Annotated in this window: 12 protein-coding genes; 4 read left to right on the top strand and 8 right to left on the bottom strand. The window is 54.3% G+C overall.

Annotation, left to right across the window (positions count from 1 at the left end):
- Positions 1-13: 13 nt before the first annotated feature.
- From AC6I8E_RS21040 to AC6I8E_RS21065, 6 genes are all read right to left on the bottom strand, one after another.
- Entirely contained in the window at positions 14-328 is a 315-nt protein-coding gene (locus AC6I8E_RS21040) for a PTS sugar transporter subunit IIB (protein WP_095708039.1), read from the bottom strand.
- A gap of 440 nt (positions 329-768) precedes the next feature.
- On the bottom strand, positions 769-2,832 hold the full coding sequence (locus AC6I8E_RS21045; protein ID WP_497824780.1) for a beta-galactosidase: 2,064 nt from the start codon (positions 2,830-2,832) through the stop codon (positions 769-771).
- A gap of 42 nt (positions 2,833-2,874) precedes the next feature.
- Positions 2,875-4,068, bottom strand: a complete 1,194-nt coding sequence (locus AC6I8E_RS21050) for a glycoside hydrolase family 53 protein (RefSeq protein ID WP_497824781.1) — start codon at positions 4,066-4,068, stop codon at positions 2,875-2,877.
- 3 nt (positions 4,069-4,071) lie between these two features.
- On the bottom strand, positions 4,072-4,923 hold the full coding sequence (locus AC6I8E_RS21055; protein WP_013196085.1) for a sugar ABC transporter permease: 852 nt from the start codon (positions 4,921-4,923) through the stop codon (positions 4,072-4,074).
- Positions 4,924-4,933: 10 nt separating this feature from the next.
- On the bottom strand, positions 4,934-6,283 hold the full coding sequence (locus AC6I8E_RS21060; protein ID WP_370425539.1) for a carbohydrate ABC transporter permease: 1,350 nt from the start codon (positions 6,281-6,283) through the stop codon (positions 4,934-4,936).
- Positions 6,283-7,503 (bottom strand): extracellular solute-binding protein, encoded by a 1,221-nt coding sequence (locus AC6I8E_RS21065; RefSeq protein WP_497824782.1) that lies wholly within the window; start codon positions 7,501-7,503, stop codon positions 6,283-6,285. Before AC6I8E_RS21065 ends, AC6I8E_RS21060 begins: the two co-directional genes overlap by 1 nt.
- Before the next feature lie 323 nt (positions 7,504-7,826).
- Between AC6I8E_RS21065 and AC6I8E_RS21070 the strand changes: the two genes are divergently transcribed.
- Complete coding sequence (locus tag AC6I8E_RS21070) at positions 7,827-8,945, top strand: ABC transporter ATP-binding protein (protein ID WP_497824783.1); 1,119 nt, start codon at positions 7,827-7,829, stop codon at positions 8,943-8,945.
- A gap of 115 nt (positions 8,946-9,060) precedes the next feature.
- Here AC6I8E_RS21070 and AC6I8E_RS21075 read toward each other — a convergent pair whose 3' ends face one another.
- Complete coding sequence (locus AC6I8E_RS21075; RefSeq protein ID WP_497824784.1) at positions 9,061-9,618, bottom strand: hypothetical protein; 558 nt, start codon at positions 9,616-9,618, stop codon at positions 9,061-9,063.
- A gap of 71 nt (positions 9,619-9,689) precedes the next feature.
- The gene (locus tag AC6I8E_RS21080) at positions 9,690-10,031 is read right to left on the bottom strand and encodes a hypothetical protein (RefSeq protein ID WP_013196080.1); all 342 of its coding nucleotides are present in this window, start codon (positions 10,029-10,031) and stop codon (positions 9,690-9,692) included.
- 404 nt (positions 10,032-10,435) lie between these two features.
- On the opposite strand from AC6I8E_RS21080, the gene AC6I8E_RS21085 reads away from it, so the two are divergent.
- The 3 genes from AC6I8E_RS21085 (at position 10,436) to AC6I8E_RS21095 (ending at position 14,162) form a co-directional block, all read left to right on the top strand.
- Positions 10,436-10,873, top strand: a complete 438-nt coding sequence (locus tag AC6I8E_RS21085) for a DUF2628 domain-containing protein (RefSeq protein WP_051926572.1) — start codon at positions 10,436-10,438, stop codon at positions 10,871-10,873.
- Between the two features lie 364 nt (positions 10,874-11,237).
- Positions 11,238-13,097: a M48 family metallopeptidase gene (locus tag AC6I8E_RS21090; protein ID WP_497824785.1), complete on the top strand. Its 1,860-nt coding sequence runs from the start codon at positions 11,238-11,240 to the stop codon at positions 13,095-13,097.
- 60 nt (positions 13,098-13,157) lie between these two features.
- Positions 13,158-14,162: a YiiG family protein gene (locus tag AC6I8E_RS21095; RefSeq protein ID WP_497824786.1), complete on the top strand. Its 1,005-nt coding sequence runs from the start codon at positions 13,158-13,160 to the stop codon at positions 14,160-14,162.
- The last annotated feature ends 129 nt before the right edge of the window (positions 14,163-14,291 follow it).

Genomic DNA, 14,291 nt, shown 5'->3' on the forward strand with positions numbered 1-14,291 from the left:
TCACTGGCGGCTGTTACTCCGGTTTAAAGAAACGTTCTTCCAGCAGCTGACGCAGCTGGTCAGACTGCTTACCAAAGATCGCATGCACCTCATGCCCCAGGATCACCACGCCAATCGCGCCCGCCTTCTGTAATCCCGCCGTATCTACCGCCTTCAGCGACGTCACCTTTACCCGCAGCCGCGTTAAACAGGCATCCACCTGCTGAATATTGTCACGCCCGCCAAAACAGTTCACCAGACGCTCCAGTAGCGCGCTGTCTACCTCAAGCTCTTCCACCGTCAGCGGCTGCCGACTGAAATATTGCTTAAATGATTTCAGACTCACCATGTTGTTCTCCTTCAGATAATAAAAAGGCGGGCTGCTGCCCGCCACTCACCACTGATAAACGAAAACGCGGGATACATGCCCGGGACTGCTCACTAAATATACACGCTTCCTGCACCCATCCTGCAATCAGGCTCTAAAAAACCTGCCCTACATCAACAGTAAAACCCAGCTATTCCTACAGACAATGTCCGGTCTCAAAAGCGATGGGGGCATATGCCTGTAGCAAAGCATCACGGGCCAGGGACAAAAACGCCGGGAGCGTTTTTGAACAACGCAAAGCGTTGGCCCGGGAACGGGCGCACCTCAGGGATGAGGTGCGTAATTGCCCGTGCTGAGCGGGCAGGGATGCCATCTTTTGCGCCTTTGCGGAAGGCATATACCCCCTGAGCATGTGCTCAGACTGCCAGAAAGCGCCAACATCCCCCCTGAGCCAGCGCTCATCATTGCTCCAGAAGCACACTCAAAACCCGACATCCCCACGGCCCCAGCATCAGCGTTCCCCCTACACCCGAGCCATCGATTAAATCCCTTAACCCGGCAGGCAACGATAACTGCTGCGCCTGCCCCGTAAAGTTCTGCACAAACAGAAAAGCCTTCTCACCATCAGTACGGCGTTGTACCACCACGCCTGGCGGCAGCTCAGTCGCCAGCGCACGCGGCAATCCCAGCTGCTTAATCAGCGCACCATAAAAATCCCGATGGAACGGCAGATCATTACGCGACGCGATATACCAGGCTTTACCCTCACCGACCCGATTCACCGTCACCGCAGGGGTTCCGGCATAAAAATCACTCTCGTAACTGGCCAGCGCCATGGCCCCTTCCAGATGAATATGCTCGCAAAGCTCCCGCGCCTGATATGGCCCGCTCAACCCCAGCTCATTGCCACGCACCCCGCGCACGCCGTTAAACTCCTCATCGGTCAGACTATCGATCTCTTCTGACCAGATGCCGAGCAGCGGACGCAGCGGACCCGGGAATCCTCCCAGATAACAGAGATCGCTCTCATTCACGATGCCGCTCCAGTAGCTGGCCACGAAATGCCCGCCCCGCTCAACATGCGCTTCTGCTCGCGCGGCAAAACCGTCGCGCACCATATAGAGCATCGGCGCAATCACCAGATCGTAACCACTGAAATCGCTGTCGCCATTAATCACATCTACCGCAACGCCCTGCTCCCAGAACGCCCGATAATGCTCGTTCACCGTGTGCTCATAATGAAGGCCGAGATTGCGCGGACCCTGCGCGTTATCCATCGCCCAGCGACTCTCCCAGTCGAAAATAATCGCCACCCGCGCCTCAACCCGACTGCCCATCACCGGCGTCATCGCTGCCAGCATCCGGCCCAGCTCACTCACTTCACGCCCGGTTCGCGTATCAATATGACCGACATGATCGACCACCGCTCCGTGAAACTTCTCGACCGACCCCCGACTCTTGCGCCACTGGAAATACTGCACCGCGTCCGCACCATGCGCCACTGCCTGCAGTGAAGAGAGAATATGCATCCCCGGCTTCTTCAGCTTACTGGTCGGCTGCCAGTTCGTTGATCCCGGCGTCGATTCCATCAATACAAACGGTTTACCCTGCTTCAGGGTGCGCATCAAATCGTGATACATCGCGGTGTAACAGGCGAGCGTGGTCTCATCCTTCTCGTTGTGCCACATCGGGTAGCTGTCCCAGGAGATAAAATCCAGCGCCGGTGCCAGCTTCCAGTAATCGTAGTCGTAGAAATACTCCATGAAATTGGTGGTCGCGGGCAGATCGGGATTCGCCTGTTTCAGCGGCTTAATCTCCTCCCGACAGAAGTCAGTGACCTGATCGGTCATAAACCGCCGCCAGTCCAGATTCAGACCATGAATCGACATTTCGCCCTGCGGAGCAGGCGACGCAATCTGTAACCACTCTGTGTAGGTATGACTCCAGAAATCACTCCACCAGGCGAGATTCAGCTTCTCCAGCGTCTCATAGCGACGCTGCAGCCAGCCGCGAAAGGCCTGCTGACAGCGATCGCAATGACACTCACCACCATACTCATTAGAGATATGCCAGCCGACCACCGCCGGATGATGCGCGTAACGCGCGGCCAGGCGGCTATTCATCGCCTGCACTTTCTGGCGATAAACCGGCGAGGTCATACAGTGGTTATGACGGCCACCGTGCAAGGCGGGAACGCGATCGCGCCCCACCCGCAATACCTCCGGATACGCCTGCGACATCCAGGCCGGACGTGCCCCGCTCGGTGTGGCGAGAAACACGGAAATCCCCTGCAGCCACAACGTATCGATCACCTCATCCAGCCAGCCAAACTCATAGCGCCCCTCTTCAGGCTCCAGCTTCGCCCAGCTGAAAATACCCACTGACATTACGTTACAGTTCGCCTGCTTCATCATCGCAACGTCGTCATCAATAATGCCCGGCTGGTGCGCCCACTGTTCCGGATTGTAGTCAGCACCATGCAGCAGCCGGTTAACCCGGGCGCTCAGCGGGGGAAATTTATTCATACCTGTTCCTCAGAGGAAGAGATCAGCGTTAATGCTGATAAGTTAATGAAAAACCTGTAGCGAAGGCAGCGCCTTGCCGTGACAGTCAAACAGCGCCTGGTTCTCGCGGGCGTTACCCTGTTTCCATTCGTCGTGGATATATTTCATGCCGGCGGGCGTAGCCCAGGTATTGCCGGGCGCGGGGATCCACGCCGGTTCCCAGTAGACCACGCCCTTGCCGCGATGGTCCGGCACCGCCAGCACCGCTTTAATGAGGTCATGCAGATAGGCCGCCTGCCCCGCGACCGTGCCGGGATAGCCGCCTGCCTGCTCCTCTTTTGCCTGGAAACTGTTCTCGGCGTTGTCACAGTTTTCCAGCGTGTAACCATAGGCCGCTTCCACCACCATCACGTCTTTGTCATAGCGCCGGGAGATATCATCCATGTTGGCTTTCAGGGCGCTGATGGGGCCGTTCCAGTAGGTGTACATCGACAGGCCAATCACATCGAACGGCACATCACGCTTAACGATTTCATCGAACCACCAGCGGAAGGTATCGTTTTTAGTACCCTCAGCCAGATGCAGCATGATCTTCACCTGATGCGGATCGCTGAGGTTTTCGCGCAACCCGCTGATGCCCGCCTTGAGCAGGCCCGCCAGCCGATCAAATTCGCCGCCGTTCTGGCCCCAGCTCTTGCCTTCCGGCCAGAGCATGCCGCCATTAAGCTCGTTGCCAATTTGCACGATATCCGGCAGCACCCCTTCCGCTTTAAAACGGGCGATAGTGTCGCGGGTATAGTCATGCACCCGCGTTTCCAGCTGCGGAAAAGCCAGCGACTGCCAGGCTTTGGGCTTGAACTGCTTACCGGGATCGGTCCAGAAATCGCTGTAATGGATATCCAGCAGCAGCTTCAGTCCCGCCGCTTTAACCCGCTTCGCCAGCGCCAGCGTAGTCGCCAGATCGTTGCCGCCACCGCCGTATGTGTGACCGCTGCCGTCTGTGGGATCGACCCATAGCCGCAGCCGGATAGTGTTGATGCCGCTGGCTTTCAGAATGGCGATAGCATCCTGCTGCTGATTATCCGCGTTGTAGAATTTCGCGCCCTGCTTCTCGAGCTCTGCCAGTGAAGAGATGTCCGCACCTTTGATAAAATCGACGGGCCACGGCCCGGCTGAGGCGATGACAGGCTGATCGGCGGCGAGCAGCGGCGTCGCCCAGGCCAGTGCCAGGGCGAGAATCAATGTTTTGGGCGTCATGATTTATCCTTTAGTACTGCCTGAGGCCAGGCCGGAGACGAAGTATTTCTGCAGCGCCAGATAGAACACGGCTACCGGCACAGCGATCAGCACGGCTCCGGCCGCATAGGTGGTGTAACTGGCACCCATTTTTTGCGACACCAGGTTGTAGAGGCCAATCGGCAGCGTGAACTGTTCCGGCGTGCGCAAAATGGTGCTGGAGAGAATGAAATCGCCCAGCGGCCCCGTAAACGAGAACAGCGCAACGACTGCCAGAATCGGCTTCGACAGCGGCATGATGATCTCAACAAAGATGCGGAAATTGCCCGCGCCATCCATGCGCGCTGACTCATCCAGATCTTTGGGAATCGAATCGAGATAGCCCTTCATCAGATAGGTGTTCATCGGGATCATCCCGCCGACATAGATCAGCACCAGCGCCAGGTGGCTGTTGATTAATCCCAGCAGCTGCGACAGGACGAAGATCGCGATCAGCGCTGAAAACTGCGGGATCATCTGCAGCAGCAGAAACAGCATCAGTCCGTTCTGCCGTCCCTTAAACCGAAAGCGGGAAAAGGCATAGGCGGTACAGCTGACGCTGATTAACGTCAGCACCATGGTCAGGAAACTGATTTTCATCGAATTCCAGTACCAGGTCAGGTAAGGCACCGTGCCGTTGAACAGGTCGCGATAATGCTGTAGCGACGCATTCTCCGGAATGATCGAACTGCTGAGCAGACTGTTGCCCGCATTCAGTGATGCCCCTACCGTCCAGACCAGCGGATAAATGATGATGGTCGAGACGGCCAGCACCACCAGCCAGGTCAGCGACAGGCGTATCCACCTTTCGCGTTTAATACTGCCGGACTTCGCCATAACTGCTCCCTTACGCCATCTCATCTTGTTTAAACGACCGGGTCGCGCGGAACTGCCACAGCGCCAGACCTACCACGAAAATCGACAGCAGAATGGTGATCGTGGCGGCGATAGCATATTGCGACGACGACATGGTGAGCTTGTAGATCCATGACACCAGGATATCCGTGCCTCCGGCATTCGATCCCGCCACCGCCGGACCGCCGTTGTTAAACAGATAAATGATGTTGAAATTGTTAAAGTTGAAGGTGTATTGCGTGATAATGATCGGCGCAATGGCGTAGAGCACCAGCGGCAGCGTGATGGTTTTCAGCCGCGTCCAGGCGCTGGCGCCATCCATGATTGCCGCCTCATAGAGGTCGTCCGGGATCGCCTGCAGCACCCCGGTGGTCATCGCAAAGACAAACGGGAAGCCGAGCCAGGTCTGCATCATAATCAGCGCGGTTTTGGTCCAGAACGGATCGGTCATCCAGGCTTTCGGTGCAATGCCAAAGAAGTCGAGAATCGCGTTGTTGATCACCCCAAAGCTGTCGTTGAACATCCCGGCAAACACCAGAATTGTGACAAAACCCGGCACCGCCCACGGCAGGATAAAGATGGTGCGGATCAGCGGTTTAAAGCGCAGGTCTTTCTGATTGACCAGAATCGCCAGCATCACGCCGACAGTGCACTGCAGCGTGGTCGCCAGCAGCGTCCAGACCACCGTCCACTGCAGCACATCGAAGAAGGTGGAGCGCCAGATCGACAGCGTGAAAATGTTGATAAAGTTTTTGAATCCTACCCAGTCCACCAGTTTCGCCGGCGGCGTGTGATAGAGGTTGTAGTTGGTGAAGGCGATGGCAAAACCAAACAGAATCGGAAACACCACCACGAAAACCAGCAGAATAAAGCCTGGCGAAATCATCAGGTAGGGGAAGCCGTCGCGCAGCAGCAGCTGATACTGCTGGCGCACGCTGTTAAGCGGTAGCCCCCTGTCGCGCTTAACGCCATTGACCCAGGCATCGCGCACCGACAATCCCCAGACCGCCACACCGAAGGCGGCGATCAGCACGCTGATAATTCCCTCCGCCAGCAGGAAAATGGAATTATCGCGCGGCACCGATTCACCCAGCGTGTATAGCCCCCAGAATCCTACACGCAGAAAATCGTGGAAGATGCCGGTAAAACTGCTGAGCAGAATCAGAAAGCACAGGCCTTTCGCCCACTGGCGGTGATAAAACTGGCCGAAGCCAGGCAGCAGTGCCAGCAGCGCACCGGTCGTCGCATGACGACGCGGACGCTTAGCGGTCACCAGATGTTCATCGGAAGATATAGCCACACTCTGATCCTTATCCTGTACGGTTATCCCGTGAACCGGCATTACTGGTTGCTGGCCTGCATCGCTTCAATCTGCATGGTGATCTGTTTCACCGCGTTATCCAGCGCCGCTTTTGGCTCCTGCTTGCCGGAAACGCTCAGCTCCAGCGCCGCATTGGCCGGACCCCACACTTCCTGCATCTCTGGCACACCCGGCATGGCTGAGGCTCGCGCCGCCTGCACCGCGACCGCGTTGGCTTTCTCATCATCTTTGATAATCGGATCGTTCATCAGCGCAGTAACCGGTGGGATCTCCTGAGTTTTCTGATAACGCGCTTTCACGTACTGCGGCTGGTTGATAAAGGTAAGGAACTTCTGTGCCAGCGCCTGATCTTTGCTCCAGGTCGATACCACATAGCCTTTAACGCCCAGGAAGGAGCTCATCGGCTTGCCGTTTGGCAGCAGCGGCAGGGGCGCTACGCCGTAGTTGATCCCGGCCGCCTGATAAGGCTGGAACGCCCACGGCCCGTTGATCACCGCCGCCGCTTTTTTCTCGGTAAACAGCGAGTCGATAGCGTTAAGGCCGTTGTCGCCCATGATGCCGCCAGGCAGCAATCCTTCGCTGAAGAAGCGCTTAAGGTATGTCACCGCCTCCACGCTGCCTGGGGTGTTCAGCCCGATATCCTGAGTGTTAATCCCGCCTTTTGCGTCTTTACCAAAAATGTAAGATCCCATTGGTGCCATCACGCCCCAGCTGTAGTAAATCTGGTCGAACTTCGCCAGCAGGCCATACTGTTTTGCCTCGCGCTGCTTCTGCGAGAACGCGCGATACTCATCCAGGGTTTTCAGCGGCGCGGGCAGCAGATCTTTGTTGTAGATCAGCACCAGGGTTTCAACTGCCTTAGGCACCCCGTAGACCACGTTATTCTGTGTGAACGCGGCCATCGCCGAAGGCGTATAAGCGCTCTGCTCTGACGCATCGATTTTCAGCGGAGCCAGCAAGCCCTGCACCACCGCACTGCCGAGCTGGTCGTTGGGGATCACCAGCACATCCGGGCCGATACCTGCCGGACCATCCAGGCGCAGCTTCTCAATCTGCTGCGCAAAGGGCATCTCCTGCACTTTCACTTCAACGCCGTACTGTTTCTGAAAATCGGCGATCGCCGTTTTGATGCCGTCCAATTTTTTAATGTCTTCCCAGACGGTGAGTTGCTGAGCGGCCCAGACGGATTGATTAAGCATCATGGCTGACAGAAGTAGCGTAACGCTGATTTTGATTTTCATTACCGGCCTCGTGTGAAGGTATGACATTTTAACTGTCATTTGCTGTTGTTCTTTTTTCAGACACATGCTGAACAGGGTTCATCGGTCATATAAAACGTGAATAACGTATCGCATTTTCGCCATACGCTACGCGGAATGCGTAACGTGCTCCAGCCCGTTCGCACCAATGTGTGATCGGTATTACAGAAATCAAAAACAGCGATAGGGTGTGCCCTGACGGAACGTTATAGTCAACGCAGGCACCATCAGGGCTGACGTGGAAAATGGCCAACTGTTATACGTCGTACATTTCAGCCACCAAACTCCTTGCCATGAGGTTCAGCATGTCCAGCATCAGATTGAGAAATGTCACCAAACGCTTTGGTAAAACAGAAACGCTGAAAAATATCGCACTTGATATTGAAGCTGGTGAGTTTGCAGTATTCGTCGGTCCATCAGGCTGCGGAAAATCCACGCTATTGCGGCTGATTGCCGGGCTGGAAGAGATCAGTGACGGTGAGATTCTGATTGCCGATGAGGTGATGAATGATGTGGCACCTTCGCACCGGGGCGTGGCGATGGTGTTCCAGAGTTATGCACTCTATCCCCATATGACGGTGGCGGAGAATATCGGCTACGGCCTGAAAGTGAATGGGCTGCCCAAGGCGCAGATTCAGCATCAGGTGGAGATGGTGGCGAAGACGCTGCAGCTGGGACAGTTGCTGGATCGCAAACCTAAACAGCTTTCCGGCGGACAGCGTCAGCGTGTCGCCATTGGTCGCGCCATCGTGCGTAATCCCCGGGTATTTATGTTTGATGAGCCATTGTCGAACCTGGATGCAGAGTTGCGCGTCGATATGCGTCTGCACATCGCTAAGCTTCATCAGGAGCTGAAAACCACCATGGTTTATGTGACGCACGATCAGACGGAAGCGATGACGCTGGCCGACAAGATTGTGGTGATGAACTACGGCAAGGTGGAACAGGTCGGTTCGCCGATGGAACTCTATTACAATCCAATCAACCGATTTGTCGCGGGCTTTATCGGCTCCCCGAAGATGAACTTCCTGCCCGCGTGCGTGGAGCAGTGTAGCCCTGGCGGGCTGGTCGCCCTGATCAATGACGGCGAACACCGGCTGCAACTCCCCTCACCCATCCGCCAGCTGCAGCCAGGAGATGAGATCACCCTGGGTATCCGACCGGAACAGTTGCAGATCAACGGCGATGCGCCTCTGAATATCGACTTCCACTGCGAGGTCGTCGAACGGCTCGGCAACAATACGTATCTGTTTGGACAGAGCCACGGCCACGACGGCTTTAAGATGCTGCTGCCGGGCGATGTGCATTTCCGCCCTTATCAGACGCTGCGGCCCAGCTTCCATCCGCATCACTGCATGGTGTTTGACGCCGACGGCGCACGTATCAGCGCAGATATTGCGATGCCGCAGGTGCGCGCGGCCTGAAGTGAGTGTCTGGAGGAATTTAACAAGAGGCCGGAAACGGCCTCACACTGCTGACAAACTTAAATAAGGCTGAATCTGACAGCAACGAATAACTTATTCACACAGCTAACCCGGCTTATTTACCGAGAATATTTTTAACTGCTTTCAGGTGACCAGCCTTGTCTTTATGATTTGAAATCACCTGGATAACGGTGAATTTCTTGTTGGCGACCGCCAGCAGAGTAGCCTGCTGCACATCGTTGCCACCCATCTTGTCAGTAGCTTCAATATGATAGACCGGCAGACCATTGGCGTTTTCGGTCTTCTCACTAATCACCGTGTAAGAAGGTGAAGCCTGCTTCTGCTTGTCTTTGATCGACTTCATGCCGTTGAGAAAATCAGCGTCACTGGCACCACGGGCAATCACCGGGATCTCTTCTTCGCCAACAATCAACACACGTTTTTCCTGCTTGTTCACATACATAGTACCTGGTCCGCCGCCCGGAACAGGCTGCTTTTCATAGCCCTGCAGAGTGAAAGTCTGTTTGCCATCCAGCAGAGAGAGCGTCTGAGTCTGCGGATTTGCGGCTTGTGCTGTTTTCGCTTCGGCTGCCGATGCAATCATCGGAGCGCTGCCAAGAGCAGCAGTCAGGCAGACTGCAGCCATAATGTTTAATGATTGACGTAATTTCACCGTGAACTCCTTCGTGTAGTGGATATTTCCATTTCACAGACACCACATCGGGTGTCGGTGAGGCAGAGGCGTTATCGGGTCAGGTCGTAAATACAGATCCCTGAGCCGAGCAGTAACAGAATAATCGGCCAGTAGAGAACGGGGATAAAAAAGAAGTTGTGGGTTTTTTCAGGGGCCATCATCGGCTCGCTTTTCGTCGCCGTAGCGATGGAGTCCAGCCATTTTTCCTGCCGGAGCGCCCAGACGAAAACCGCACAAAAAAGAGCGGCAACGATGAGCGTCGCGCCTGTCGCCCATAAATGCGCCAGGAAGAAACCGTCGTAGTAATAAAAATCCAGCACCCATTTACACAGCAGATAGGCGGCACAAATTAATAATGCGACAAAAAATCCGACTCCGCTCCATGCGATCATCTTTATATCCTTTAAATGGGTGAGGAACGAGGAATGATTTTCTGAAAATTAACATATTTTTATCATTGTGGCGATATTTTCTTTGGTGTTAATATTGGCTTTGTTCCAATCGGGCTGCCATGCCAGCTTCATAATAAAACACCTGGAGCTGCCAGGGTTATTTCCCAATGATTTGCTTATCCTGAATTACGTACTTAGCACGCTAATATTGCCCCCAGGGTGCGGCGGGGCTATTTGTTTCGTAACGATATTATATCGGCGCGAATGAATTGCGACGCTAGCATGACTGTTTTTAAAATTCGTCTCTGCGGCTCCGGCGGGCATTGAGCAGTAATTTAATTGCTGTCATCCGCCTGTAATAGGCTCGGGGTCGCCAGATTTTTGCACAGGGTAGTGAGGAAAACATGAAACAACCGATTGAAAATATTGAAAACATCAATACTGCTAAAGCGTACAGTGCGAAGTGGCAGGCCCGCTTTGATTTTTTTGACCGTTATGGTGCTCCCAGTACACCCGCTTTCAGACAGGCATTAAAACAACTTCCTTTCAGGCAAAAATTGAGAGTGAACATGAATTTAATTGCCTTCCTGTTCGGCCCGATTTATCTGTTTGTACTCGGCCTGTGGAAGAAAAACATCTCGCTGATTTTAATTATGGTGGCTGTTTATACTGTATTAATCATCGGCTTAGCGATTGCGGGCATAGAATTCCCACGGTATCTCCAGGTCGGTCTGGGTTATGGATTTAATGCCCTGTACGGCATGAGCACGAATTACAGTTACTACCTGAAAGAGAGAAAAGACGATAACGGCTGGAATCCCTTTAAGGGGATGCGCTGGTAATTTTTTCAGCGCAATTGGCAAAATAGTAAATCTGGTGTAGCGTCAGCAGACAGGCAGCTTTTTTAACTTCATGGTGGAGGCTGACCGAAATAAATAATGAATATTAACTCAAATTATTACTGTCGCGGCAGAACAACAGGGTGCCGTCAGGATAATAATCTGCTGGCAACCTGACAAGCCCATGAAATATTTTTCTGCGCTTTTATGAACAGGTGCTGACTGGCTTAGAGCACTTTGCATTAATTATCATATCGCTGAAGCTCGCAAACATGTCCTGCAAAGTGTAGCCGGGTCAAGGGCATTCTTTTCAGAATTTCCTTAAAAAGCAGCTTCCCCTTTCACTGACATATAGGATGTTGTTATTTTGAAATCATTAACGGAATTGAAAAAGGGTTATCTCAAGGTATTTCTCTGGCTGCTGTTCACACTGTTTCTGGTCCCCGTGATCACCCTGGTTTTTGCTGAATATGGCAACTCGCAACTTGACCAGCAGTACACCCAGTTATTCATGAACGATGCGCAGGAGCAACAGCAGAATACCGGCAAACTGCAGGCATTTTTGCAGCAGAATCCACCGTCCAGCGTCTGTGGTCCGGTCGATGAAAATCTGCAGGATTACAAAAACGCCGTCTGCGCACCGCAATCTGAGCTGTGGCAGTTTTATATGATGGATAAAGTGGCCATCTGGACCTTGATCAGCAGCGGGGTCGTCCTGCTGATGGTATTGCTGTTCAGCGCGCTGGCCTTTAAAAGCCGCCGGGGACAGGTCATCAGTCTGGCGCTGGCCCGTAAATTCCTGATGCTGGCCTGTTCTCTGGAAGTCATAGTTCAGGGCGCCATGCTGGTCTGGCTGTCGTTCTGGGGTACTGCTTTCTTCACGCAAACCTACTATCCAAAGCTGGTGATGGCGGTCGGCCTGCTGGTGCTGGCCGGCATGTATTACATGATCAAAGGCATCTTCAAAAAACTTCCGCCGGAAGAGAGTATTGAAGGCGAAGTCGTGACCCGCGAAGCCGCTCCGGCACTCTGGTCACAGATTGATATGCTGGCCGCCAGAGTCGGCACCACACCACCCGATCATATCGTTGCGGGCATCGACACCAACTTCTACGTGACGGAAGCCCCACTGAGTGTAAACGGACACCCGCTCAGCGGTAGAAAGCTCTATGTCAGTATTCCACTGCTGCGTCAGCTCACCGTGGCGCAGGCGGATGGTGTGATGGTTCATGAGCTGACACACCTTCACGAAGGCGACACCGCCTCTGGCGCACTGCTGGGACCGAAGCTACATCGCTTTGACCTCTATATGCAGCTGATGGGTCAGAACCTGGCTACGCTGATAGTCTACTACCCGCTCTATCTCTATCGCATGCTGTTTGAGCTGGCGTGGCAGCGCAACAGCCGTGAACGTGAGTTTGTGGCGGACCGTAATGCCTCAACCCTGGTCTCCCCGGCCGCGATTATCGAATCGCTGCTCAAAGTGTCGGCCTATGCAAGCTACCGCAGCGAAGTTGAACGTAACTTCTTTAATGACCGGACGCTGCACGAAAACGAACTGGGCATCAGCAAAGCTATCGCTGCCGGTCTGCCAGCGCATGTCGCCACTCCAGACTTTATCAGCATTGTCCGCGAACAGAATGTGCCGCATCCGTTTGATTCCCACCCTCCGCTGGCAGAAAGGATGCGCAACGTCGGCTACAACATCGACGAAGCCGACTATGCCATGGTCGCCGCCGATTTCCCGGACGAGAGCTGGGTCGATCTGATGCCGGTTGCCAATGAGATCGAACAGCAGCTGTGGCAGAAATATGAACGCGACTTCTCCTCGGTGCATGAGGAGAGCCTGGCCTGGCGCTATCAGCCTGAAGGAGAGATGGAAACCGCGCTGGTACTGAAGCATTTCCCCAATGTGCCTTACACGCTGAAAGATGGCTCGCAGATTGTCATCACCTGGCAGGGCATCGTGTCGCCGAAAACCGGCGAACTGCTGGATTGGGATAACGTTAAAAACATCAACGTCATTCGTAATTTCGGCCGGGATAAGCTCTACGTGCAGCATGAGCAGCCGAACACTAAGGGCAAAAAGCGCAGTGAGATTCCCTTGCCGGGCCTGAAGAAGGAGATTGAAGCCTTCAAGAATATCCTCGGCCTGTACTGGCATCGTCATCAGACGGTCCGGGCATTACTGAAAGAAGAAGCAGCGGCAGCGGCGCAAAGCGCCTGACGCACAGCGCATCATCTATTCAGAATTTGTATTTCTGACTCAACAAATAAAGGAGCTATTGTGTTTAAAAGAGCAAGCAGGGTCATATTACCCGGGATGCTGGTAACCGCCCTCGTACTGCCACTGGCCGCATGCGACAACAGTGATAAAGCGGATGCAAAACCGGCTCCGCAGAGCCAGCCGCAGGTCGTTGCAGAGGATACAACTGCGCAACTCACCACTAAACTGAACGCCTATGTGGCGTGTTTTAACACCACCGATGGATCGGTCCGTGACAGTGCTCTGCGCTATGTAAGCTGGATTGCGAATGTTGAAAAGGGCCCCACCGGCAAGGAGCGCAGCGTCAACCTGCTGGGGGATGTCACGCCTTACGAACTGGATAAATGTACTAAAGCTATCAATGAGGCATCAAAGGCCAGCCCAAAAATGCCGGCGCTGGATGAGGCAGCCACACAGTATCTGGCGGATTTAACGGCACTGCAGCCGCTGGTTTCAGAGGCACACCTCTACTACAGTCAGGACGATTACAAGGATGATGGCTTCGCGAAAGGCAAGCAGATGCATCAGCCGCTCATGCAGGCCTTTGACCGCTTTATGAAATCCAGCGACCAGTTCGGTGCCGAAGTTGAGAAAGAGAACAATGCCCTCACCGCTGCGCAGCTCGTTGAAATTGAAAAGTCTGAGGGCCGCCATAGTCGCTACTATCGCCTGGCATTAGTCACTCAGGCTAAACAGCTGGCGACCGTGCTGACCGCATCCGCGCCCGATGTGGCGGAGATGACAAAATCGATTGATGCTTACAGTGCGCTGCTGGCTGAGGCAGGAAAGGCAACGGCCAGCGAAGCGGGCAAGCCATTAACCTGGTCCATCTTCCAGGAGAATGCAGGAACCTTCCTGAAAGACTGCAAAGATCGCATGCGTCGGGTCCGCGATAAAACGCCTTACAGCACAGGTGAGCAGAGTCTGCTGAAAGGAAGCGGTAATACGGGCTGGATGGTATCGGGTTCACCGATGCGCGTTTTAAAGTCCTATAACGAACTGGTCGAGGCCAGTAACCGCCTGTAAGCTGGCTGCCCGCCCCCATGAGATTCCGGGGCGGGCTGGCACAGTCTGTTAGCCTGCTAATCCCAGTGGCAAAGCCCTTGCAGCCATTCTGCAACTCGACTGGGCGGGCGAACATCTGCCCGACAAAAC

The sequence above is a fragment of the Pantoea sp. X-Soil-YNGN-785 genome, from assembly GCF_059730585.1.

What these genes read in the sequence shown, in the direction of transcription:
- AC6I8E_RS21085 (WP_051926572.1), top strand. Translation starts at nt 10,436, where the DNA reads ATGAAACAACCGATTGAAAATATTGAAAACATCAATACTGCTAAAGCG.
- AC6I8E_RS21055 (WP_013196085.1), bottom strand. Translation starts at nt 4,923, where the DNA reads ATGGCGAAGTCCGGCAGTATTAAACGCGAAAGGTGGATACGCCTGTCG.
- AC6I8E_RS21045 (WP_497824780.1), bottom strand. Translation starts at nt 2,832, where the DNA reads ATGAATAAATTTCCCCCGCTGAGCGCCCGGGTTAACCGGCTGCTGCAT.
- AC6I8E_RS21065 (WP_497824782.1), bottom strand. Translation starts at nt 7,503, where the DNA reads ATGAAAATCAAAATCAGCGTTACGCTACTTCTGTCAGCCATGATGCTT.
- AC6I8E_RS21050 (WP_497824781.1), bottom strand. Translation starts at nt 4,068, where the DNA reads ATGACGCCCAAAACATTGATTCTCGCCCTGGCACTGGCCTGGGCGACG.
- AC6I8E_RS21070 (WP_497824783.1), top strand. Translation starts at nt 7,827, where the DNA reads ATGTCCAGCATCAGATTGAGAAATGTCACCAAACGCTTTGGTAAAACA.
- AC6I8E_RS21060 (WP_370425539.1), bottom strand. Translation starts at nt 6,283, where the DNA reads ATGCCGGTTCACGGGATAACCGTACAGGATAAGGATCAGAGTGTGGCT.
- AC6I8E_RS21040 (WP_095708039.1), bottom strand. Translation starts at nt 328, where the DNA reads ATGGTGAGTCTGAAATCATTTAAGCAATATTTCAGTCGGCAGCCGCTG.
- AC6I8E_RS21080 (WP_013196080.1), bottom strand. Translation starts at nt 10,031, where the DNA reads ATGATCGCATGGAGCGGAGTCGGATTTTTTGTCGCATTATTAATTTGT.